Source organism: Gelidibacter mesophilus DSM 14095 (assembly GCF_000423005.1).
GTDB lineage: Bacteria > Bacteroidota > Bacteroidia > Flavobacteriales > Flavobacteriaceae > Gelidibacter > Gelidibacter mesophilus.
The window spans coordinates 1-24,326 of sequence record NZ_AUHD01000020.1 but is presented as its reverse complement, the minus strand read 5'-3'; the positions used below and the strand labels follow the sequence as shown (position 1 = coordinate 24,326).

23 protein-coding genes and 1 tRNA gene are annotated in these 24,326 nt (G+C 37.1%); 10 read left to right on the top strand and 14 right to left on the bottom strand.

Annotated elements, in window-relative coordinates; translation table 11 throughout:
* Positions 1-144: 144 nt before the first annotated feature.
* A complete protein-coding gene (locus tag G525_RS0116600; protein WP_027127152.1) occupies positions 145-1,455 on the bottom strand; it encodes an ABC1 kinase family protein in 1,311 nt (436 codons plus the stop codon).
* The gene (locus G525_RS0116595) at positions 1,456-2,112 is read right to left on the bottom strand and encodes a TetR family transcriptional regulator C-terminal domain-containing protein (RefSeq protein WP_027127151.1); all 657 of its coding nucleotides are present in this window, start codon (positions 2,110-2,112) and stop codon (positions 1,456-1,458) included.
* A gap of 221 nt (positions 2,113-2,333) precedes the next feature.
* Between G525_RS0116595 and G525_RS0116590 the strand changes: the two genes are divergently transcribed.
* Positions 2,334-3,179: a DUF2911 domain-containing protein gene (locus tag G525_RS0116590; protein ID WP_027127150.1), complete on the top strand. Its 846-nt coding sequence runs from the start codon at positions 2,334-2,336 to the stop codon at positions 3,177-3,179.
* A gap of 57 nt (positions 3,180-3,236) precedes the next feature.
* On the opposite strand, the gene G525_RS0116585 is transcribed toward G525_RS0116590, so the two are convergent.
* The 10 genes from G525_RS0116585 to G525_RS21300 form a co-directional block, all read right to left on the bottom strand.
* Positions 3,237-4,214: a Gfo/Idh/MocA family protein gene (locus G525_RS0116585; RefSeq protein ID WP_027127149.1), complete on the bottom strand. Its 978-nt coding sequence runs from the start codon at positions 4,212-4,214 to the stop codon at positions 3,237-3,239.
* Positions 4,201-5,892, bottom strand: a complete 1,692-nt coding sequence (locus G525_RS0116580; protein ID WP_027127148.1) for a sodium:solute symporter family protein — start codon at positions 5,890-5,892, stop codon at positions 4,201-4,203. The genes G525_RS0116585 and G525_RS0116580 overlap by 14 nt, the downstream gene beginning before the upstream one ends.
* A gap of 212 nt (positions 5,893-6,104) precedes the next feature.
* On the bottom strand, positions 6,105-8,630 hold the full coding sequence (locus tag G525_RS0116570; RefSeq protein ID WP_027127147.1) for a PIG-L family deacetylase: 2,526 nt from the start codon (positions 8,628-8,630) through the stop codon (positions 6,105-6,107).
* Positions 8,631-8,792: 162 nt separating this feature from the next.
* Entirely contained in the window at positions 8,793-9,335 is a 543-nt protein-coding gene (locus G525_RS0116565) for a mechanosensitive ion channel domain-containing protein (protein ID WP_027127146.1), read from the bottom strand.
* A 51-nt stretch (positions 9,336-9,386) separates the two neighbouring features.
* Complete coding sequence (locus G525_RS0116560; protein WP_027127145.1) at positions 9,387-10,316, bottom strand: hypothetical protein; 930 nt, start codon at positions 10,314-10,316, stop codon at positions 9,387-9,389.
* Positions 10,317-10,344: 28 nt separating this feature from the next.
* A complete protein-coding gene (locus G525_RS0116555) occupies positions 10,345-10,938 on the bottom strand; it encodes a Maf-like protein (protein ID WP_035479989.1) in 594 nt (197 codons plus the stop codon).
* A gap of 141 nt (positions 10,939-11,079) precedes the next feature.
* Positions 11,080-12,003: a geranylgeranylglycerol-phosphate geranylgeranyltransferase gene (locus G525_RS0116550; RefSeq protein WP_084647784.1), complete on the bottom strand. Its 924-nt coding sequence runs from the start codon at positions 12,001-12,003 to the stop codon at positions 11,080-11,082.
* A 260-nt stretch (positions 12,004-12,263) separates the two neighbouring features.
* On the bottom strand, positions 12,264-12,794 hold the full coding sequence (locus G525_RS0116545; RefSeq protein WP_027127142.1) for a KdsC family phosphatase: 531 nt from the start codon (positions 12,792-12,794) through the stop codon (positions 12,264-12,266).
* Entirely contained in the window at positions 12,795-13,589 is a 795-nt protein-coding gene (locus G525_RS0116540) for a Rossmann-like and DUF2520 domain-containing protein (RefSeq protein ID WP_027127141.1), read from the bottom strand.
* Positions 13,590-13,750: 161 nt separating this feature from the next.
* Entirely contained in the window at positions 13,751-14,293 is a 543-nt protein-coding gene (locus G525_RS21300) for a Crp/Fnr family transcriptional regulator (protein WP_051209992.1), read from the bottom strand.
* A gap of 73 nt (positions 14,294-14,366) precedes the next feature.
* Between G525_RS21300 and G525_RS0116530 the strand changes: the two genes are divergently transcribed.
* The 4 genes from G525_RS0116530 (at position 14,367) to mscL (ending at position 19,140) form a co-directional block, all read left to right on the top strand.
* Positions 14,367-14,657 carry a hypothetical protein gene (locus tag G525_RS0116530; protein ID WP_027127140.1) on the top strand — a complete coding sequence of 97 codons (291 nt, stop codon included), beginning with the start codon at positions 14,367-14,369 and terminating at the stop codon, positions 14,655-14,657.
* A 6-nt stretch (positions 14,658-14,663) separates the two neighbouring features.
* Complete coding sequence (locus G525_RS0116525) at positions 14,664-15,065, top strand: group III truncated hemoglobin (RefSeq protein WP_027127139.1); 402 nt, start codon at positions 14,664-14,666, stop codon at positions 15,063-15,065.
* A gap of 341 nt (positions 15,066-15,406) precedes the next feature.
* Positions 15,407-18,601 carry a cytochrome c biogenesis protein CcsA gene (locus G525_RS0116520; RefSeq protein WP_027127138.1) on the top strand — a complete coding sequence of 1,065 codons (3,195 nt, stop codon included), beginning with the start codon at positions 15,407-15,409 and terminating at the stop codon, positions 18,599-18,601.
* Between the two features lie 95 nt (positions 18,602-18,696).
* Positions 18,697-19,140 carry a large conductance mechanosensitive channel protein MscL gene (gene mscL / locus G525_RS0116515; protein WP_027127137.1) on the top strand — a complete coding sequence of 148 codons (444 nt, stop codon included), beginning with the start codon at positions 18,697-18,699 and terminating at the stop codon, positions 19,138-19,140.
* 278 nt (positions 19,141-19,418) lie between these two features.
* On the opposite strand, the gene G525_RS0116510 is transcribed toward mscL, so the two are convergent.
* The gene (locus G525_RS0116510) at positions 19,419-20,096 is read right to left on the bottom strand and encodes an HAD family hydrolase (protein ID WP_027127136.1); all 678 of its coding nucleotides are present in this window, start codon (positions 20,094-20,096) and stop codon (positions 19,419-19,421) included.
* A 271-nt stretch (positions 20,097-20,367) separates the two neighbouring features.
* On the opposite strand from G525_RS0116510, the gene G525_RS0116505 reads away from it, so the two are divergent.
* The 5 genes from G525_RS0116505 to G525_RS0116485 all read left to right on the top strand — a co-directional run bounded on the left by G525_RS0116505 (position 20,368) and on the right by G525_RS0116485 (position 23,968).
* Entirely contained in the window at positions 20,368-21,543 is a 1,176-nt protein-coding gene (locus tag G525_RS0116505) for a trans-sulfuration enzyme family protein (RefSeq protein WP_027127135.1), read from the top strand.
* 36 nt (positions 21,544-21,579) lie between these two features.
* Positions 21,580-22,164, top strand: coding sequence for a TMEM175 family protein (locus G525_RS0116500; protein WP_027127134.1), 585 nt, complete (start codon positions 21,580-21,582; stop codon positions 22,162-22,164).
* A 16-nt stretch (positions 22,165-22,180) separates the two neighbouring features.
* Positions 22,181-23,074, top strand: coding sequence for a 23S rRNA (adenine(1618)-N(6))-methyltransferase RlmF (rlmF, locus tag G525_RS21295; RefSeq protein WP_035479985.1), 894 nt, complete (start codon positions 22,181-22,183; stop codon positions 23,072-23,074).
* 4 nt (positions 23,075-23,078) lie between these two features.
* Positions 23,079-23,795 carry a bacillithiol biosynthesis deacetylase BshB1 gene (gene bshB1 / locus G525_RS0116490; RefSeq protein ID WP_027127133.1) on the top strand — a complete coding sequence of 239 codons (717 nt, stop codon included), beginning with the start codon at positions 23,079-23,081 and terminating at the stop codon, positions 23,793-23,795.
* A 97-nt stretch (positions 23,796-23,892) separates the two neighbouring features.
* A tRNA-His gene (locus tag G525_RS0116485) sits at positions 23,893-23,968 on the top strand.
* Between the two features lie 113 nt (positions 23,969-24,081).
* Here the strand turns inward: G525_RS0116485 and G525_RS0116480 are convergent.
* Positions 24,082-24,326: transposase (locus tag G525_RS0116480; RefSeq protein WP_245577814.1), on the bottom strand; the 245-nt coding region annotated here is incomplete at its 5' end.

Below are 24,326 nucleotides of genomic sequence, written 5' to 3'. Positions count from 1 at the left end.
TTGGAAAAAACTCTAAAAGCGGTTCAAAAGAGCTTTTTTAAGAATTGAATGCCTATTTAATTAACTCGTAGACTATTACAATTCTAATTGAGAATGGCCATAGATTAATTAAATTTTAAATGCGTTCTTTAATGTCCTTAATCATCATAATGTTTTGAAATTGTTGATCTTGATGTCTTTTGCTTTTAGATCAAACATGAGGTTGTACAGCCCGAAAAATGTTCTGTTCATATAGATAAAATGTTTGGAACCTCTATTGCCATTCATCTTACGGAGTTCAGTGCTTTTTGAGTAGCGTTGTCCCAATTCGGTAATTTTACCGAAAAAGTCAACATCAGAAAAATCGAATTCTTCCACATGAAAGGGTTGTGTGAATAGACTTAATAATTCATGGAACATTTCAGTAAAAAACTCGGCTTCTTCCTTCGAATCATCCTCACGAAGAATCTCCAATTGGTATAATTTCTCAATAAAAAATGCTTTGTTTGAAATGTTTTTGGGCTGTGCCAATTCAAAATAAGGTGCATAGAAATCCTCAGGAATAATTTTCATACAGCCAAAATCCAGCGCAATTAAATGTTTATCCTTAGACACTAAAAAATTTCCAGGATGTGGGTCCGCATGAACCTTTCTTAGCTCATGGATTTGAAACATATAAAAGTCCCAAAGCGCCTGACCTAAGGTATTGGCGTCCTCTTGATTGGTGTTTGTCGCAGTAAATTCTGAAAGATGTTCTCCTTCCATATAATCCATGGTGATGATTCGTTCTGAAGAGAGCTCTTCATAATACTGAGGAAACAATAGATTGGGAATGTGCGAGCAGGCCGCAACAATTTCCTTGCTTTGCGCTATTTCTAAAATGTAATTTGTTTCTTCAATGAGTTTCTCTTCCACCTCCTTAAAATATTTGTCAGAATCTTTCCCTTTGATGTTGAACATTTTCATGGCAATAGGTTTCACAAGTGCCAAATCTGAAGAGATACTTTGTGCAACTCCAGGATATTGAATTTTTACGGCTAATGTCTTGCCGTCTTTTTCTGCAATGTGCACTTGTCCAATACTTGCAGCGTTTACTGAAGTGGAATTGAAAGTATCATAGAGTTCATTGGGTAATTTTCCAAAATAGGTTTTGAAAGTTTTGAGTACCAACGGTGGCGATAATGGTGGTACAGAAAATTGCGCCAATGAAAATTTCTCCACATAAGCCTGCGGCATAATGCTTTTTTCCATACTCAACATTTGCGCAACTTTAAGAGCGCTGCCTTTAAGCTTTTTTAAACTATCATAGATGTCGTCAGCATTATTTTCATTTAATCGTGAGCGTGCTTCATCTTCTGTCTTGGTTAATTTGTCTCCATAATACTTGAGATAATTAACACCTACTTTAGCACCTGTTGAAACGAGTTTTGAAGCTCTTTGTATTTTTGATGTGGGAATTTTATCTATCGTTTTCATTTAGTTCATGTGCGCTTTTTCCTTGAAAAGGAATTTTCCAAGGTCAATAACGCTTTTTAAAGGGGCAATATTGAGGATGTCAAAACTGGTATTGACTGATTTTTCAATTAGAATATCGGTTTTTTCAAAAGAAGGGGAGGTGTCGTCCATCCAAAACTTTAGCGTCAATAATAATTGTAACCATGCCGATTCACCCATGGCCCGGCGCTGTAACTTATTTATGCGTTCTTCTCTAATGTCTAAAGTTTCAATACCCAAACTATCAATATAATGCGTAAATCCCTTTTTAAGTTCAGATAACACCTTCAGGCCTTTCATGCGCATTTTATATTGATCAAGAGCAAACAGGACATAGCTGCGGTTGACCGTTAAGTTTTCGAAAAAAGTGAAATAAAAACTCAGTAACTTATTCCGGGCGTCAAATAATTGATAGTCCGCACTGTCGTTCAAAATATTTAAAGTATTCTCAAGAAATGCTCTCAATATGTGTTTTTCTATGGCTTCAAAAGATCCAAAATGTTCGTAGAATTTCGATTCTTCAAAATTATTTGCCTTGGCAAATATATATACGGATTTAGGTTGCTCGCCATGCTCCAAAACATAATCCATATAATAAGAGATGATGTTTTGATCTGATATAATTTTCTTTTTAGCCATGATATTAATTTAGATGTAAAGATACAATATGTTTAACATTTCTAAGGTTCTATTAAACAAAATTTAACTACAATTAGGGAAATGGCTCATCCCGATTTAATTGAATGTAAGTCAGTTATTTGAATTATCGGAATTCTATTTTAAGATTTCATTAACAAATGGAGGTTTTAAAAGCTGTAATTTTACCTAATTGAAAAATTAACCATTGAAAATAAATTATTATGAAAAAAATTATGCTATGTCTTGCTGTATTAGGGATAACCTTTGCAACAAACGCTCAAATTCAAGCACCACAACCAAGTCCGTTTTCTAAAGTGGAACAAAAAGTAGGATTGACAGATGTCACTTTAGAGTATTCTCGTCCAAATATGCGCGCGCGTACAATTTTTGGAGATTTGGTACCTTATGGAAAAGTATGGCGATTGGGAGCAAATAACAATACTAAAATTTCATTTAGTACAGATGTCACAGTAGAAGGAAAAGAATTAAAAGCAGGGACTTATGCGCTTTTTGCTATACCAAATGAAAATAACTGGGATATCGTATTTTATTCGAGTGCAGAAAATTGGGGAGCTCCGCAAGAATTGGACGAATCAAAGATTGCTGCAAAGGTAAGTGCGAAAACCTATTCTTTACCAATGGATATTGAAACCTTTACATTGTCATTTGACGATTTGTCAAGTAATGGTGCCACTTTAGGAATGATGTGGTCAAATGTTTATGCCGGTGTAAAGATTGGAGTGCCTACTGATAAAATGGTGAGTGCAAGTATAGATAAAGTTATGAATGGTCCTGGAGCTGGAGATTATTATGCCGCAGCTACATATTATTTACAAGAAGGAAAAGACATTAAGCAAGCTAAAACATGGATGGATAAAGCAATGTCTATGACGCCAAAACCTGCATTTTATCAATTGAGACAACAGTCACTGATCTATGCAAAAGCTGGTGATAAAAAAGGAGCAATAGAAATTGCCAAGAAATCTTTAGCTGCATCCAAAGAAGCTGGCAATATGGATTATGTTAAAATGAATACAGATTCTTTAAAAGAATGGGGTGCCTTATAAATTGATGCCACATTAAATATATATTCAGCCTCACAAGATTTTGTGAGGCTATTTTATTCAGTACTTTAAGTTGATGAGATGCCTGACATCATCTAATATAAACATCAAATCTCTGCTAAACTTGTGGTTCATAATCGGACTTTCTGTTTTATGACTTCTTAAAAGCGCATTGAAATGCGCCGTTTCATAACTATAGCCAATGGTTTTAACTTCAAAATCATGAGTGCTCTGTTTGCCGTCATTAGTAATGGTTACCGTAGAAGGGCGATGAAACCCTGAATTGATTTTAATTCTGCCTCTTTCGCAATGAAAAACAGCTTCTGAGGACGTTTCTTCCAAAAATGTACTTTTTAAAAATGCCTTTACGCCGTTATTATAATTGAAAATCATATCACAGGTAGCGTCCACACCATTATCGAAAAAAGTAGCTTTTGCTTCAAGATCCACGGGTTTCCCCAAAGTGGATAAAGCAGTGAAAATAGGATAGATGCCGATATCCAACAAACTTCCACCACCAAGAGATTTTTTAAAAACCCGCGACTCCATATCGATTTTTGGTTTGAATCCAAAATCGGCTTCTAATTTTGTGATGGCACCGTATTTTCCAGATTTTAATTCTTTTAAAACAAATTGGTAATGTGGCAAAAAATAGGTCCACAAGGCTTCCATCAACAAGACATTATTCGCCTTGGCCACCGCTATCATAGCTTCAACTTCCTGGAGGTTCATAGCAAAAGGCTTTTCGCATAAAACAGCTTTTTTATGATTTAAGCACATTATGGCGTTCGCTTTATGAAAGCTATGTGGGGTTGCAATATAAACAGCATCAACGTGAGGATCGGCAGCTAAACTTTCATAATTGGCATAAGCCTTAGTGGCATTATACTGTTTTGCAAATGAATTGGCCTTTTCTTGGTGCCTAGAGGCTACAGCATAAAGTTCACAATGGTCAATGGTTTGGATATCTTTGGCAAATTTATTGGCAATCTTCCCGAGTCCGATAATTCCCCAGCGTATGGTTTTAGGCGTATTCATTTTTTAATGAATTAATAGTTTGAAGTATAAAAGCAAGCCCTATCACGAGTGCGCAGCCAAATAAATTCAGCCAAAGATAAGGCATCCAATCGAGCCACCAGCCCATAATAACTATCGCTTGAGTAATTAAAGCGGCCAAAAAAACAGCATTGCCCTTTACATATTTAAAGAAGAATGCCAACAGGAATATCCCAAGAACATTCCCATAAAAAATGGAGCCGATGATATTCACCAATTGAATCAGATTGTCAGCTAAATAAGCCACAGACGCTATAAAAATAGCCAAAATTCCCCATACTAAAGTAAACCATTTGGAAGCTTTTAAATAGTGGATGTCATCTTTATCCTGCTCATCATAACTGCGCTTATAAAGATCCATGGTTGTGGTGGACGCCAAGGCATTGAGTTCACTGGCCGTACTTGACATGGCTGCACTTAAAATTACAGCCAAAAGCAAACCGATTAAACCACGTGGTAAATTGTTTAAAATAAAATGGATGAACACATAGTCTTTATCGTTGGTTTCCACAGAAAGCGTGCGTTCACTATTTGCTTTGGCAATTAAGGCTTTGGCAGCCTCTCTGTTTGCTCTATCGTCTTTATTATAAGTTGCAATTTGATCTGCAATCGCTTCGTTTTTTGTACTGGCGTAGGCGTGCATCAATTCTTTTTTCTTTGTAAAAATTTGATCTTGTTTGGATTGTAATTGTTGATATTCTTTGGCGTATGAAGAATTCATTACGGTATCCGTAGCTGCGGGGTTAAAGTTGATAGGTGAGGTATTAAATTGATAAAACACAAAAACCATCACCCCAACCAATAAGATGAAGAACTGCATAGGCACCTTCAATAGACCATTAAAAATCAACCCCATTTGCATTTCCTTTACGGATTTCCCTGAAAGATAGCGTTGCACCTGACTTTGATCAGTTCCAAAATAGGAGAGTGCTAAAAACGTGCCACCAATAATGCCACTCCAAAAAGTGTAGCGGTTGTTGAAGTCGAATGAAAAGTCAAGGATTTCCATTTTTCCGCTAGCTCCAGCAATATCCAGGGCTTTCGTAAACGTGATATTTTCAGGAAGGTAACTCACGATTAAAAAGAAAGCGATAAACATGCCCGTAAAAATAACGGCCATTTGATGTTTTTGGGTGATACTGACCGCTTTTGTGCCACCAGAAACGGTGTAGATAATCACTAAAATACCGATGATGACAATGAGTAAATTCAAGTTCCATCCTAATACTGCAGACAGAATAATGGCAGGCGCATAAATGGTTATTCCAGCCGCCAATCCGCGTTGGATTAAGAATAAAATTGCGGTCAGACTTCTGGTCTTTAGATCAAATCTATTTTCTAAAAACTCATAGGCCGTATAGACTTTAAGCCGGTAATACAATGGAATAAAAACCAGGCAAATAATGATCATGGCTATTGGCAATCCAAAATAAAATTGCACAAAACCCATCCCATCATGAAAGGCCTGACCAGGTGTTGAGAGAAAGGTAATGGCGCTGGCTTGCGTTGCCATAACGCTTAAGCCAATAGTCCACCATTTGGCTTCATTGCCACCTTTAAGGTAATCTTCCACGTTCTTGCTGCCTCGGGTCTTCCAAGTTCCGTAAGCAACTATGAAAACAAGTGTACCAATAAGCACAATCCAATCTAATGTCAGCATTTTAGAAGGTTTTCATGATGAAATAGAACAAAACAATATAGATGGCATTGGCAACCAATACAAAAGTGTATGATTTTTTCCAACGTTCTTTTGGTGGTGATTTTTCCATGGTTTTAATTTTTTGTTCACAAACCTATCAGATGTTGAAGATCAGTTCTTGTGTCCATCTTAGGGTTCGTTGCCATTATTTGATAGAGGCCTTTGAAATATGACTAATTTTTTAAGGATTGATTACTATTAATGGTCTCTTTGCCTATAGAGAGCATATTCGCAAATAGGCGGTATGCACCGGCAACGCCTTCAGGGAATTCCCTAAAAAAGCTCAGCCCAGTATAAATATAATGGCCTTTTCCATATTTGGCGACCAATAAGCTACCTTTCTTTGGAGATTCACCTTGGTCATGCATTGATAATACGGGCGTAAATTCTTTGGACCATTTATCAGGAAAATAGAGCCCACGTTCTTGCACCCAGCCGTCAAAATCATTTAAAGTAATCTTATTTGGATAATTGAGCAATGCGCTATTCGTGTTTAGTAAGGTGACCTCCGCATTTTCGTCAGTAACGCGATCTCTTGACAATTCCAATGGGTATGGCGCCAATTCATCCACAACCATACCGCCGGTGGTATTGTACTGAACTATAAGATTGCCACCTTGCTCCACAAAATCAAATAAGAGTTTCTGTTTGAATTTTAGGGCATCAACAGTATTATAAGCTCTAATTCCAAGAACAATGGCATCAAAACGGCTGAGGGTTTCCGCATTGATATCCTCAGGTTTGATGATGGCTACATGATAACCAATCTGTCTTAGGCTTTCTGGAACTACGTCTCCTGCACCTTCAATATATCCTATATTTTCTCCTTTTTTATGAATGTTTAACCGCACCACCTTGCTTTCACTTGGCAACAGCACCAATTGAAAAGGAATATGGCCATAGTTAATTTCAACCAGTTTTTTCGTATAAACCTCTTTTCCTATGTGAACCATTGGCGTCATTAAGCCTTCACTTTGATCTTTTGGAGGCGTGACCTTAAAAATCAAAGTCTGTTCTTCACCTTTATGAAGTATGTTTACATTTTGTTTTTCAGGATAGATTTCCCAGCCTCTAGGATGTGCTAACTGAACAAAGCCGTCCAAATTATTGCGGTAAGCTTTTACTACAACCTGGATGTCCTTGGATTCCTCATCCGCAAAAATAATAACAGGTTCGGAAATGTGGGCAGCGACTTCCGGAACTATTTCAAACGGTTTATAATATTCACCTTTTACAGGATCGTTTATTTTATAAATGACTGGTCTGCTGTAGGATAGAATCTCTCCATTAATTAAAACATTAAATGTTGCGGTAATTGTTTTTGGAGTTTCTGGCAAACCATTTAAACGTTGATCATCCACTCTATACATCCCTAAAGTGCCTTTGGAGTTTAACCAATATGGAGATGAACAAGAGGCGTCTGAAGGAATATTCAATGGTGAATTGAACCGATGGGATTCATTAAATTTTAAGTCTGTATTTTCTTTGACCATGGTACCGCCAGATAATACAATTGAAGTTAATGTCATCTTTTGTGGGCTCCGGTTGATGGCTTCTAAGTTTAATTTTATGGTGCTATTTGGCGTAGCGGTATTGGACTCGGCCGCAACTTCTAGATATAATCCAGCACATGCAGCAATAATATTTTTGAGGTCTTCAGATTTTATAGTTTTCCAATGGCTGCTTTCGAGGTTTTGAATCAATCTATAGGCTTCAACTAGTTTTGGAATGGACCCTGAAGGATTAGTGAAATCATAGCTTTCTTGAATTTTATGAAGTAAATCACCAATTGGCTTACCATCTTTTACGCGGTTCCAACTGGTATCGATACCTTCAAAAATATTGTTTTTGTCTTTTGGCAGATCGCCTTTGATGAGTTCCAAATATTCAAAATCATTACCCCGAGTACCTGTATTTCCAAAACCCTGTGACTTGTGTGAACTTCTGCTCAATGCCGCAATTTCCGGATTTGACAAGCCTAGAGCAGGGTAAAAAGCGCCAACGTCTATGGCAAACTGATTGGTTTTATCTGCCGCATCAAATTTTTCTTTGCTTCCATAAAACCACCATGACGTATTGAAAAATTCACGTCGTGGTTGCCAAACGTCTACGGATTTCAACTGATTTGGAAATTTTGTTTTATCTGCCGCCATATCGAAAGCTTCTACGCTTAACATGGCGGAACTTGTATGATGTCCATGTGTCGTTCCTGGACTTCTATGGTCAAAACGGTTGATGATCACATCTGGTTGGAATTTACGAATGGCCCAAACGACATCACTCAAAACCTCGTTTTTATTCCAAATCGCCAAAGTTTCGTCAGGGTGTTTTGAATATCCAAAATCGTTGGCTCTCGTAAATAGCTGTTCCCCGCCATCAATCTTGCGTGCTGCCACCAATTCTTGAGTTCTAATCACTCCTAAAAGCTCTCTTAATTCTGGTCCTATCAGGTTTTGCCCGCCGTCTCCTCGGGTTAATGAAAGGTAGGCTGTTCTTGCTTTTACCGCGTTGGCCATGTGCGAGATGAGTCGTGTGTTTTCGTCATCTGGGTGGGCGGCAAGATAAAGTACGGAACCTAAAAAATTCAGCTTTTCAATGGCTTGGTAAATTTCGGAACTTGTTGGTTTTTTAGGCTGTTGTGCTTGAGCGGAAAAACAATAAAATAATGTGAGGATTAGGAAGAAATAAGGTCTGAACATTTTGTGGTCATTAGCTTTAGCTTCAAATATAAAAAAGAAGCACCGCAATTGTCGGTTTTAGCGTTTTTTTAACTCAAATTGGTGACACTTTTAATTATCAAAACGAGATATGAACTCTGCCTCTGACACCTGCTTTTTTAAAATTCAAAATAATCATAACACCTATATCAAATCGGTACCATCCTCAAAAACCTTATCAATTGCATCCTTTTGGATTAGAGTCACCGGTTTTTGAAGCATTAAGTTGTTGGGATAGGTAATCAAATCGCCATTTTCAATACGCAGATGTAATTGGAAGGCTCTAATATCCTCAATAATTCCTTCCAATGGAAAATCATGATCGTGAATCTTTATTTTATCTCCTACTTTGTAAGGAAAAGATAAAAACATTATGATTCCTGACGTGATATTGCTCAAGATGGACCAAATGGCGAAAAGACCAATCCCGATGACCGCAAAAACGGAAGAAAAAAGTACTATAAAGTCCTCAGCACGCGTTCCAAAAATAATAGGGATGATCAAAAATGCGAGCAAAAGCAAAGCCACGCTCACATAACGTTGCATTAAATGAGTCCGCGCGATATTAATGCCATTTCTTCTTGATATTTTTCCAATAAGTGCGTTGATAAAATACCGGGCAACGAGTAAAAAGAGAAGGATAAATCCTGTATAAATGAATTCTTTCTGAAAGTTCTGAAAAAACATAGATCTTTGAATGTAAAATTAGTCGCAAAGATACATAGAAAAGTGATGAATTTAATCTAAACCAAGGCTTTCTCTAAAAGAAGAATCATCATTTTTGGTCTTAGTCCAGTAGTCCGATTTTATGGTGTTTATTTTTGTCGCTTTGGTGGTCAGTGGTTTGGTGTTTTCACCATAACCACTAATGAAGGTTTCTTCCCAAGAAATAATGTCAAAAGGGAATTGCGGATTGAAATTGATGGAAAGACTTCTGTTCAATTCTGGATAATTGAGCGTATAGGTGCCTTCTAACAATTCTGCGGAAGCGGGATAAGCCTTAAACGGTACATGTTTTAAACGTAAAAACTCCATAGAGGGGATTATTTCGATATTACCAATTGGCAAGCTTTTAGGATTAATGCGTAATTGCGTCCATAATTCATTTTCTAGAATGGCTTTAGTCAGACTAAAATTCTCATCGGCTTCACCCTCAAAATAGGAATGGGACACCACTTCAAAATCTGAACGGTTATTGAGTTGGCTATACATATGGCCGCACCATTCTTGGACGGAACATGAGATTTTTAAAGCGTGTTGATTGTTAGCCAAAGGGTAAAAAACGCTTTGCATGATGCTATACGGATAGATACCGGTATTGAAATTTTTTGTGGCATTTAATTTCAGGACAGGAATGTTTTCGGATGATGACCGATCAGCTTTTACTTGTTCTTCGCTCAAAAATTGCTCGGTCACAAAAACCAAAACTGCATTGCCCTCACGGATTTCACCATAACGCGCCTGTTCTAATTTATAAGCGGTAATTTCGGCCTCATTGGCAAACCAATAGACTTTAAATTCATCGGATAAAGGTTGGTATTTTTTTACAACGGCTTCCGTCAGCTCTGGAACATCGTGATTCTTTTGAGTTTCTTCTGGCTCTTTCTTGCAAGAAAATAGCATTATAAGGAGAGATGATGCAACAGCAATACGTAATGAAACTTTCATATCATGTAGTTTTATTAAAAATACACAATTAAATCATAGAAGCCATCTCATTTAAGGTTTCATAAACAAGATGTGTTGGCAATCCCATGACATTAAAATAAGAACCTTCAATTTTGGTAACGCCAATTTGTCCAATCCATTCTTGAATACCATAGGCACCCGCTTTATCAAAGGGTTTACAGGTAGCGATATAATGGTTGATTTCTTCATCCGTCAAATTTTTAAAAGTCACTTTCGTAACCGCATTTATGGTTTTTTCGGAGTAAAGGGAAGTAAAACACACTGAAGTTATGACTTCATGAGTGACATTGCTCAATGATTTTATAATTTCTAAAGCTTCGGTGGCGTCTTTTGGTTTGCCCAGAGCCCTTTTATTATGCCAGACAATCGTGTCACTGGTGATGAGGATATCATTTGGTTGAAGCTCCTTTTTAAAGGGTAATGCTTTTAACTGCGCCAAATAATCACTGATTTCAAAATGGGATAGCCGTTGCGGATAGTCTTCAATGACCGGTTTTAAGCGGATTTCAAATTCCAATCCCAAGTCTTTGAAGAACTGTTGACGCCTTGGTGATGCCGAGGCTAAAATGATGTTGTGGTGTTTTAGTTTTTCGTTGAGCATATCTATAATCTTCATTTTTTAGTAGGCAGTGGGTTGTATTTCTGTTGTTAAAATACCAATGTCGTTGATAGATTTTTTGCTTCCCGTTCTTAACATTCAGCTTCACACCTCAGCGCTTCTCAGAGCGAATACCGTGAGAGCTTACTTCAAAACAATCGGATAAAGCAACAGAGACAAGACTCCAAAGAGCATGACTAATTTAAGCATATTGCTGATATGGTGATATTGTTTCTTCGTTTTTGCATTAAATGATTTTATGGAGATATAAATGAGAGGTACAACGACCATCACCGCAAAATACCCAATAAATAATTCATAGTTGAGTAGGTAATTGCCAACATAATAAATTGAACCAAATAACGGTAACAATATTAAAAAAAACACCACTTGTGACGTTCTTTCACGCCCAATTGCAATGGGTAATGTGTGCATTCCCATTTTATAATCGCCATCAATGTCTTCTAGGTCCTTGATGATTTCGCGCACTAGGTTTATAAGGAAAGCAAATAAGGCATAATCAAAAAGGATTTTAAAAAACGTCAGCTGGGTAACCTGATTTTGAGCCGTTATGGCCGGAATCAATTCAAAGATGCCAACGATTAAGAGACTTAATCCAACCAGTATAGAAATAACGATGTTTCCCAATAAAAGCATTCGTTTTAAATACGATGCATACACATAAAGTAGGGCTGAAATGATGACGAAAATAGCAAAAAAACCACTTCTTCCCACTAAATTTGAAAGATAGAAACCGAGAAGAACACCAATGACATTAAATATAATATAGAGAGTGTAAGCTGTTTTTTCAGAAAGACGCTTGCCAATGATCACTTTTGAAGGCCTGTTGACCAAATCTGTTTCAACGTCATAAATATCGTTGATAATGTTTCCTGCAGCAGCAATACAAAGGGTGGAAAGTAATAAAAGTCCAAACCCGAAACCGTTTAAGGTTATGGTTAACTCTGTGGTTTTTAAAAATGGTTCAAACAATGCGTATTTAATGAGTAATTGCACTAAGGCAAGCATCATTAAGTTTTTCCAGCGGATTAAATTTAAAATTTTCAAGGGTTAGATTATGTTGGAGGTTAGGTTTAGTTTCTCATTCGGATTGCAAGACTCAAGGTTCAAAGTTCAGAGATGAGATTTTTGGTTTAAAGATATTGCCATTACAACTATAAAATCCTAACGCTTTAATCAACAAGCACCATTCTCCAATTATTTTCCAGCTGATCCCCAAATCTCATAATCCTACATCATCATATAGTCATACATCCTCGGTCTCCGGTCACCTGACTTCATGCTCCGTGCTTCAGGTTTTCCGGCTTTTAATCATATTTAGCACTAAAATTTCCATTCCATTTTCCCTGAACCTTCAACACTTGTTCAATGACATCTCGCACACAGCCTTGGCCGCCGTTTTTATGTGAAATATATTTGGAAATCGCCTTGATTTCAGGTACTGCATCTTGCGGACACGTGGGTAAACCAACCAGCTTCATTACTGGATAATCCGGAATATCATCACCCATATACAACACATTTTCATGTTTAATATCGTGAATGTCCATGTACTCTTTTAGCTGTTCAGTTTTGTTATGCGCCCCTAAATAAACATCAGTCACTCCAAGACCTTTTAAGCGTTGGCGAACCCCTTCATTACTGCCTCCAGAAATGATGCATAAATTGTATCCAGCGTCCAATGCCGTTTTCATGGCAAATCCATCTTTGGTATGCATAGTTCGCAACATTTCACCCGTGGTGGTCAATGAAATTGTGCCATCGGTTAGTACGCCATCTACGTCAAAAATGAATGTAGTAATATGTTCGAGGTATTCTTTATAGCTTTTTTCTTCCATTTAGTTGTTCTTTTTAGAATTGGGAGTTGGACGTGTTGCCACACCTTGAGTTTTCTGAATACTTGCCGTCATAAGCTCATATATGGCTTTATGTTGCTCGTTTTTCAATAATTCTAAATGTTTGTGTATTGTTTTTTTATCGTTACGTTTTGCAGGACCTGTTTGTGCCATATAAGGGGAGAGGCTCTGAATCTTTTTTGCAGTCTCCAAAATTAGAGGTTTTAAAATATCAAACTCAACGCCTTCAGCTTCGGTAATTTCATGTGCGATGCGGTACATCTGATTCGTGAAATTATTGACAAATACAGCTGCCAAATGTAAGGCTTTGCGCTGTTCAGTATTCACTTTATGGCTGTTGCTGCCTATGGCCTGTGCCAGTGATTTTAATATTTTACGATCAGATCTATCTATTGCCTCAATACAAATGGGCACATTGGCAAAATCTAAAGACGCATCCTTGCTAAATGTTTGCAGGGGATAGAACACACCCCGTCGGTTTTTTTTATCGAGATCATGAATATTTACGGTGCCAGAGGTGTGGACCACCAACCGATTTTCAAATGGTAATTTTGAAGATAAATTAGATATGGCATCGTCGCTTACCGCAATAAAATAGAGATCGGCTTCTTTTAATTGCGTTAAATCGTCAGTAATATCAACTTCATTTTTGTAAGACTTAATACTCGAAATTTTTCTACTAAACCATTGGTTTACACGAATATCATCGGTCTTATTGAAAGTTTTATATAAATGGGTTGCGACATTACCTGCGCCAAGAATTACGACTGAAATCATGCTGCTAAATTAATGAAGAATTAAGAATTAAGAATTAAGATTTTTGAAATTTTTAGAATATCAGCTTAGTAAGGTAGGTGTGGCCTGTATTGACCCTTAGGTTATGTGGATTATTTTTAAATAAATACTTTCCGATCAATAATGACTAAAGCTTCTGATTTTTACAGTTTCTTAATAGCTCTAATAACCGTTTCAACCCGCATGCCCGTCAATTCTGAAATTTGTTGCCGTGTCAAAGGAACTTCAAAGCTACTATCCGTTTTACTGTTGCCCTTGAGATGGTGCAATAAGGTTAGAATACGGTGCTCTGGAGGATAGATTGATACTTCCCTAATTATCTTCGCTTTATAGATCATACGTTTACAAATCAATTTTGTGAACTTCAAATGGATGTCTGGATGTTTCTTTAGGAGCTTAAAAAAGGATGCTTTTGGTAGGACATAAATTTTGGAAGCTTCAAGGACCATCGCCGTCGCAGGATATTTGAATGCCCCAAACAATGGGGGTTCTCCAAAAGAATCACCTGCTTTAAAGAAACCTTGAACAAATTCTTTTCCGTCCTCTGTAAGATTAAACATCTTCACGCGTCCAGTTTTTATCTGATAATAGAAATCGGCTAATTCTCCTTCATGAAAGAGAGGTCGATCTTTGGAATAGTTTTTTAAACTCCCATCAAAAGATTGGATAATATCTTCAGGAATCATGGTCTTATGATTTGAATCATAAAAGTACAAAGAAAGGTTTAGGAACTTTGTACTAACACTAAAAATTAGAATTATGACAATTTACACTAAAGGATTTGAGGATTTTAAAGAACATTTAACTTTATATGTTCCGTTAAGTATTATTTTTCAAAGCTGCTTAGGCTCTATTGCCGCCATGTTTATCCTTAAGAACAGTCATCCAAACTTTCATTTTCTAGACTTGACTTTAGTTGTTAGCTTTGCAATGGCCTATAATGGGGCGTTGTATGCGCAGATGAAGCCAAAAGTCATCTACAATTTATTGATTGCAACAATCATAGTGCATACCACGTTCTTAATTATTAACATGGTACGTTTGGTATAGATCATAATGGGAAAAAAAGATATTCAAAATAGGGAGGACGTATTTCTGCTCGTCTCAGAATTTTATACAAAAGTAAGAAAAGATGCTGTTTTAGGACCGTTTTTCAATCGCGTCATAACCGACTGGGATGCTCACATTGAGCGTTTAACTACGTTCTGGGAAACGAGTTTATTTATGACCAGAAAACTAGAGAAGAGGTATCATGGAAATCCTTTGCAAGTCCATATTGAGGTGGATCAAGAAAACGATAATACCATTACTGAGATGCATTTTGGGTTATGGATGAATCTGTGGTTTGCAACGCTCGATGAACTTTTTGAAGGTGAATATGCTGAAAATGCCAAAAATCGCGCTCGTAAAATGGGGTCGTTTATGTATTTGAATATTTTTCAAGCGAGACAAGGTTAAATTCTTGACCATTCGCATCCTCTCTAAGTCTCAATTATAGCTGTTTTTACAAAAAAAAAGGTTGCTTGAGTGGCTCCTCGAAAAATAATGGTTGTGACCAGCTTTTTGATTGAAGCAGTTTATAATGTCTTGCCGTCGTCATCTGGTGTGCATTTTATGTGTTTTCATGGTTTTATACTCCTAAAGCTCCCATATAGTGAATAAAATTTTCATGATGTTCATCACTTTTTCCTTGGGACTGCTGTCCTTCAATTTTAACATCTTTTAATCCTTAACAAATCAACTAAAAAGGTTAAATTTGCACTGCTTAAATTAACGCGCAAATTTTTAGTTCTTCTATCATGCAAAAAAGACTCGCTAATATTTTTTTTTCCACCCGTTTAACCGCTATTTTATTTGTTGTATTTGCCGCAGCTATGGCAATCGGAACATTTTTAGATGCTAATCAAGAAACCTCTCCAACTCCCTACACCCGACATTTAATTTACAATGCGTGGTGGTTTGAAGCGATCATGGGGATTTTTATGATCAATTTTTTCGGTAACATGTTTCGTTACCGATTGCTGAGAAAAGAAAAATGGGCCACCTTAACACTCCATTTGTCTTTTGTTTTAGTAATTTTTGGAGCATTCATTACGAGATATGTTGGGTTTGAAGGAATGATGCATATTAGAGAAGGCGAATCTGAAAGTCAATTTTTATCACAAAAAACCTATATCACTACTTACATTGACGGTGATTATATGGTAAACGGTGTTGCGCAACGTAAAATAATAGAACGTGAGGTCGATTTTTCCTACCGATTGAACAATAAATTTGACGTAAAAACGGAATATAATAATATTCCTGTTACTATAGAACTAGAGAAATATATCAAAGGGGCAGAAACAGATATTATTCCTGATGAGTCAGGAGAATCCTATCTTAAGCTGGTTGAAGCCGGAGAAGGCCAGCCACATAACCACTATTTAAAAGTGGGAGAGGTTCAAAATTTACATAATGTTTTGGTGGCCTTAGATAAACCAACTCCTGGCGCGATCAATATTACCTCTACTCCAGACGGAGGGCTAACGATTGAATCTCCTTACGAAGGATCCTATATGACAATGGCCACACGCGCCACAGGAACTGTCGTGAAAGACAGTGTACAGCCGTTGGTATTGCGTTCACGTTATGCCATAGGCAACATGTCAATGGTATTTCCTAAACCGATCGTAAAAGGTGTATTTGACGTGGTCAAAAAACCTGAAATGCTTAAAGGTGATGAAGATGGCGTGGTTTTAAAAGTGACAGTGAATGGCGAGACCAAGCGCGTAAATCTATTGGGTGGTCCATTTAAAAACAATCCGTTTGAGCAAGTCAAGTTTGGAGACTTGGAAATAGCGCTTAAGTATGGTTCCAAATTAATGGCGCTGCCTTTTGAAGTGAAACTCAACGATTTTATCGCTCAAAAGTATCCAGGAACTGAGAAAAGTTATTCGTCTTATGAAAGTAAGGTGACTGTTTTAGATAAAGAACATGGTGATTTTGATTACCATATTTATATGAATAATATTTTGGACCATAGAGGTTATCGCTTTTTTCAGGCCAGCTTTGATCCTGACGAAAAAGGAACAATCCTTTCTGTCAACCACGATTTTTGGGGTACTTGGATAACTTATATCGGATATTTCCTGTTGTATATAGGACTTATGGCCATTTGGTTTGACAAAAACACACGATTTGCAGACTTGAATCGGATGCTTGAAAAAGTTAAAAAACAAAAACGAAACCTTGCCACCATTTTACTTTTGCTGTTTTCTACGATAGGTTTTTCTCAAACCCATTCTCCAGATGATGGTCATGACCACGGCAGACCGACAAAAGCACAAATTGATTCTGTGCTGAAGGCAAACATCACCCCAAAAGAACATGCTGATAAATTTGCACATTTGGTAGTTCAGGATTATAGCGGCCGTATGATGCCAATGGATACTTATGCATCTGAAGTGTTGCGTAAACTTAGTAAACATGATACTTACGAAGGGTTTGATGCCAATCAGGTAATGTTATCCATTCAAGAAAGTCCATTGTTGTGGTATAACGTTCCAATTATTTATTTGGCTCCAAAAAAAGCAGATACCATTAGAAAGATCATTGGCACCCCGTTAGATCAAAAATTCGTGGCCTTTATTGATTTCTTTACTGAAAATGGCACCTATAAGTTAGAACCTTATTTAGAAAGTGCCTATAGAGCGGCCATTCCAAACGGTTCACAAAAAGAATTTAAAGAAGCTGATCAACGGGTTAATTTAATGCACAATGCTTTAGAAGGTCGGGCCATGAAAATTTTCCCAGTGCCTGAAGATGATAATAATAAATGGATTTCTTCAAAAGAATTTAGAGATGGTGGGTATCGTGAAAAAATAAGCGATTCACTTTTGGCGAATTTCATGAATAACGGTTTTAGCGCTTATTTATTAACCCTAAATAGCGCAAAGCAAGATGGCGATTTTTCCAGAGCAGATGCCGTATTGAACGGGATAAAGAAGACTCAGGAAAAATATGGAAGTGCCGTTATGCTATCGGATAAAAAGATAGAAACAGAGATTGCATATAACAAATACGATATCTTTAAAAATCTATATAGTTGGTACCTATACGCGGGAACGCTCATGTTCGTATTGTTGATTATACAGATTTTCAACGGTAACAATAAGTTTGTGAATGTTAGTGTTAAGGTGTTTGGATTTATTCTCTTAGGGTTATTTATTCTACACACTTTAGGTCTAGGTGTACGTTGGTACCTTTCAGGGCATGCGCCTTGGAGTGATGCTTATGAATCTATGATTTACGTTGCATGGGCCACCATGTTCTTCGGATTAGCTTTCGGAAGAAAAAGTGATCTGACCATTGCATCAACAGCGTTTGTGACGGCCATGATTTTAATGGTAGCACATTGGAACTGGATGGATCCTGCCATTTCCACTTTAGAACCTGTATTAGATAGTTACTGGTTAATGATTCACGTAGCCGTAATTGTCATGAGTTATGGACCATTTACCTTGGGAATGATTTTAGGAACAGTTTCTCTGATTTTGATGATTTTCACTAACAAAAAGAATAAGCAAAAGATGTTGCTCAACATCAAGGAGTTGACCATTATCAATGAAATGGCATTGACAACTGGTTTGGTATTGTTGACTATTGGAAACTTTTTAGGAGGAATGTGGGCAAATGAAAGTTGGGGCCGTTATTGGGGGTGGGACCCTAAAGAAACATGGGCTTTGATCAGTATTATGGTATATGCCTTTGTGGTTCACATGAGATTGGTACCAGGACTTCGTGGACGTTTTGGTTTTAATTTGGCTGCCATCATTGCGTTTGCAAGTATCATGATGACGTATTTTGGAGTGAATTTTTACCTTTCTGGATTGCATGCCTATGCCAGTGGCGACCAGATTGTAAGTTTGAAATTTATCCTTATTACTGTTGCAATTGTAGCAGTCTTAGCCATTTTTGCCTACCGTAAATATGTTATATATTATAAAAAATAAGAACTGAACCTATTGGATAGTACTTCAGCCATAAACATTTGTTTATGGCTGTTGCTATTTACAATTTTTACATTAACAATAAACCGTAAATAGAAATGGGAATTTTTAAAGAATTCAAGGAGTTTGCCGTCAAAGGAAATATGATGGACATGGCCATTGGGATCATTATTGGCGCATCATTTAATAAGGTAATTGATGTTCTCGTAAAGAAAGTACTTATGCCTCCATTATCGTTAATGACTGATGGTCTTAAATTTCAGGATAAGCGTTTGGTCTTAAGGGATAAATTAACGGACGCTTCTGGAGAGATGATCTCCGATGAAGTTGCCATCGGATATGGTGCCCTTTTTGAAGCGTTTATGGATTTCTTGATCATCGGGTTTACAGTCTTTATCGTGGTTAAGTTCTTGAATAGTTTAAAAAATAAAGCTCAAGATCCCAAAGATAAAACCGTAAAGACACCTAAGGATATTGAATTACTATCCCATTTAACAGAGTTAATAAAAGAACAAAATGAGCTCTTAAAAAAAGAAAAGTAATTCTAGGTGCTTTTTCAGGATCGTATCTAAAAACAAAGCGTAACAATTTGCTGTTATTTAGATGTAACCATAGGGTCAATATGACTTTAGGGTCAGAGCATAGTTCAATGAAACTATTTTTGTCAGCACGTTTTAAACTTTTAATTTCTAATCTCTCAGTTTCGAAGAATATTATTTTTTTGCCCGTCTATTATTTTCCATAGTTAGAATGACTTTTTTAATCAGCCACAGTGGGTCATGTAATTAAATCATTCCCTAAGAATGAATTCTCAACCTTATTATTTTTCTTGAAGTTCGGCAGTAAATTGCTCAATAATGGAGCTGTAGGCAATATCTTTAAAATCACTTACCACCAAGTCCGCCAATGAATAGTCTTGATCACGGGAATGAAGGCTATCATAGCCTACACAAAAAATACCTTCATCTTTCGCAGCTTTAATGCCGTTGGTTGAATCTTCTATCACCAAACATTCATGACGATTATAACCAGAGGCCTCTGCGGCTTTTTCAAAAATTTCAGGATGCGGCTTGGACGCCTTCAAGTCGGCACCACTCAATTTGGCCACAAAATATTTGTTCAGATCAAAACGTTCAAAAATATTGTTGATATTTTCCATTGAGGCAGAAGATGCCAAAACTAAGGTCAATCCATTTTTGTAATAATCTTTGATCAGGTCTAAGACTCCAGGTAAAAGATCCAATTCAAGATCATTCTCAAATAAATATTTGAAATGATGACGTTTTAAGTCGACCAAAGTCTCTGAACCTAATGGCAATTCATAACGATCAATCAAGATTTCACAAATTGCTTTTGTAGATTGTCCGGTAAATGAAGCATAAAGGCTTTCTGGGACATCAATATTGATGTCGTCGAACATGTTATAAAAGGATTTGTGATGTAATGGTTCAGTGTTTACGATAACACCGTCCATGTCAAATAATATGGCTTTAAGCATTTAGAGAGTAATTTATTAATAGCGTCACGAATATAAGTGAAATGAGTTACAATGCCTAAAAATGGATTTGAAGTTTTGGTTTTTTTTAAGTTAACCACATTTTATTGAGCTACTTGCAGATTTACAGAAAGCATGATAACATATAACGACTTTATCCGCGTTGCGATGAGTAGGATGCCCTTAAATTTTTCCTAGTTCAAAAATGCAGTCCTATTATCTATCGATGTATAACCAATTATTCGTAATTTTATCCATCTAAATTTTAGAAAACATGTCAAAATCAAAATACGGTTTAAATACCATTTGCACCCACGTAGGTGAAATCAAGGATGAACAATTTAAAGGGGCGGTATCGCCTATATATATGTCTACCTCTTATGAATTTGATGATGTAGCAGTTAAACGTTATCCCCGATATTTTAACACACCAAACCAAGAGTATTTATCTAAAAAAATTGCAGCGCTCGAGCATGCCGATGCAGGAATGATTTTTGGAAGCGGCATGGCCGCCATCAGTACCGTATTTTTGGCCTTTTTAAAACAAGGCGATCATATTGTCGTTCAGAACACATTATATGGCGGGACCAGTAATTTTATTAGGGAAGAGTTTCCAAAATACGGCATTGAATTCACCTTTACGGATGGCTATGAGGTTGCTGATTTTGAAGCTGCTATTCGTCCAAACACAAAGGTGATCCACATTGAAACCCCTTCCAATCCGTTATTGACCATTACCGATATCAAAGGGGTGGCTGATTTGGCAAAATCCAAAAACTTGATCTCTACAATTGATAACACTTTTGCAAGTCCAATCAATCAAACCCCAATTGATTTCGGGATTGACGTCGTCATGCACTCGGCCACAAAATATTTGGGAGGACATTCTGATATTCTAGCCGGTGCGGTAGCTTGTAATAATGCACATATGGATACCATATTCAATGTGGCTAAAAATTTAGGGGGCAGTTTAAGTGATATGACCGTATGGATGTTGGAACGCAGTATGAAAACACTGAACTTACGCGTCAAAGCTCAAAACAAAAACGCCAAAAAACTGGCAAAGTTTCTATCCAATCACGAAGATGTGAAGCAGGTTTTTTATCCAGGACTTAAAAGCCATCCACAATATGATTTGGCCAAAGCGCAAATGAAAGGGTTTGGTGGCATGCTGTCTTTTGAATTGGTAGACGCATTGGATGCTATGGCATTTCAAAAGGAATTAAAGCTGATCAAATCGTCCATGAGCTTGGCAGGGGTAGAGAGCACGATGCTGTCACCACACAAAACCTCTCATGCTTTGTTGACTCAAGAAGAGCGTGATACTATTGGGGTGAGCGATAATTTGATTCGCTTTTCAGTAGGAATAGAATCGAAAAAAGATTTGATTGCCGATATTGAACAAGCCATAAGTAAAGTAAAAACGTCTCAACTTCAAAATCAGAATTAAAAGTTTTAGACGCAGGATATCCCAATTATAAAGATTATGAACAAAGGCAGATTGGAAGCATTCACTGATGGTGTTTTAGCAATTATTATTACCATTATGGTTTTAGAGCTAAAAGTGCCTCACGGGGGAGAATTTAAGGATTTGCATACGGTACTGCCGGTTTTTGGCAGTTATGTATTGAGTTTTATATATGTGGCCATTTATTGGAATAACCATCATCATATGCTGCAAACTGTAAAAGAGGTGTCAGGATCCATTTTGTGGGCCAATATCCATTTGCTTTTTTGGTTGTCATTGATTCCTTTTGTAACTGGTTGGATGGGCGAAAATGAGTTTACAACGGCATCAGTGTCCTTATATGGTGTCGTGCTGCTTTGTGCTGCCGTCGCCTATTTTATTTTACAAACCTCAATTATAAAAAATCAAGGTAAAGATTCTATACTGGCTGCAGCTTTAGGAAATGATATTAAAGGCAAAATCTCACCACCTTTATATATCTGTGGTATTGCAGGCGCATTTATCAATGTATGGATTAGCGGTGCTGTTTTTATCTTGGTCGCTATTCTATGGTTGATTCCTGATAGACGGATAGAGAATAAATTAAAACATCAGTCTCATTAGTATATAAATAAGCATTTTGCATAAGAACTCTCTGCACCATAAAAAGTACGATTTTGATCTGCTAACAGCAAACCACGAGGCTTTAAAGCCTCATGTTTATGTTAATGAATATCAAACCCAAACGATAGATTTTGCAAATCCTGAGGCCGTAAAAGCGTTAAATACTGCCCTTTTGTTGACGCATTATCATATAAAATTCTGGCAATTCCCTGACGAAAATCTTTGCCCACCCATCCCAAGTCGTGCCGATTATATGCACCATTTGTCCGATTTATTAAGACGAAATGGTCAGGAAAATCCTATTTCAGTATTGGATGTGGGGGTAGGTGCAAGTTGTATCTATCCTTTATTGGGAAATGCCCTGTTTAATTGGGAATTTGTCGGTGCTGATATTGATGAAAAGTCACTTCAGGTGGCCCAAACCATCATTGACAAAAACAATTTGGGAACCGTGATTGAATTACGCCATCAAAAGGATTATCAGCAGATTTTAAAAGGAATTATAAAGCCTTCTGATAAATTTACCGCTTCTGTTTGCAATCCACCATTTTTTAAAAGTCAGGCCGATGCTCTTGATGCCACAAAAACTAAGCTGAAAGGTTTAGGCAACAGAGCTGACAAAGTAGTAAGAAATTTTAGTGGTACTCCAAAGGAGTTATGTTATGCAGGAGGCGAAAAAGCCTTTGTACATAATTATCTTTACGAAAGCTCACAATTTAAACAGCAATGTTTTTGGTACACGAGCTTAGTGTCCAACATTGGTCATGTGCAATCAATGGAAGCATCTTTAAAGAAATTGGGCGCTACTGAATTTCAAGTATTGGAAATGATTCAAGGCAATAAAGTGAGTAGAATAGTGGCTTGGTCGTTTTTGACCAAAGCCGAACAAAACGAATGGAATAAAAAATAAACAGATGAAATTAGATATTTTGGCCATTGGTGCGCATCCTGATGACATAGAATTAGGTTGTGGTGCTACCATTGCAAAAGAAGTCCATCATGGTAAAAAGGTGGGGATTATTGACCTTACCCGTGGTGAATTAGGGACTCGCGGAACTGCGGAAACCCGAAAATCTGAAGCTGAAGATGGCGCTCGAATTTTAGGCGTTTCGGTAAGGGAAAACATGGGTTTTGCAGATGGATTTTTCATAAATGATAAAGCACATCAACTGCAGCTTATTGCAATGATTAGAAAATACCAGCCAGAAATGGTGTTATGCAATGCTATTGATGACCGTCATATCGATCATAGCAAAGCGAGTCAATTGGTAAGTGACGCTTGTTTTTTAAGCGGACTGATGAAAATTGAAACAGAATGGGACGGCGAAGCACAACAGCAATGGCGACCAAAGCACGTGTACCATTATATTCAATGGAAAAATATTGAACCGGATATTGTAGTGGATGTGTCAGGATTTATGGATAAAAAAATGGAAGCTGTAGCGGCTTATAAAACGCAATTCTTTGATCCTGAAAGTAAAGCACCTCAAACACCAATCAGTAGTAAAAATTTTACAGACAGTATTGATTACAGAGCGCGAGATTTAGGAAGATTGATAGGAACTGAACACGCTGAAGGTTTTACGGTAGAGCGTTATGCTGCTGTAAAAAGTTTATTTGATTTAGTATAATTTTTTTTCAAAAAGGCTTTGTAAACATTAGTAAATAAATTACATTTGCACCTGCTTGTCCGAATGGGCAGGAACGCATTTTAAAATGCGGCTACATGGTGGTTGTAGCTCAGTTGGTTAGAGCATCGGTTTGTGGTACCGAGGGTCGCCGGTTCGAGCCCGGTCTTCCACCCAAAATATAAGCCTTCAAATAAATTTGAGGGCTTTTTTTGTACCTCACATTTAATAATAATTCATATCTCCGTGATGGTTTAAAAAAAGAGCGGATCAAGCCCAATTGTTGTGTTTATGCAAAGATTGTGGTTAATCTATAAAGGAAGAATTCTACATTTTTGACTCCTCTAAACTGTGCTCTAAAGGCTTTGATCTTTGCATTGAATGATTCTGCTGAGGCATTTGTACTTCTGTTTATAAAATAGTTCAGTATTGATCTATAATTGAGTGTTATCGTGTTCGCAATTGTGTTGAACGCTCTAAATCCTGTATTCTCTACATCTTTGTACCAATGTGCCAGTTTGGTATACGCTATTT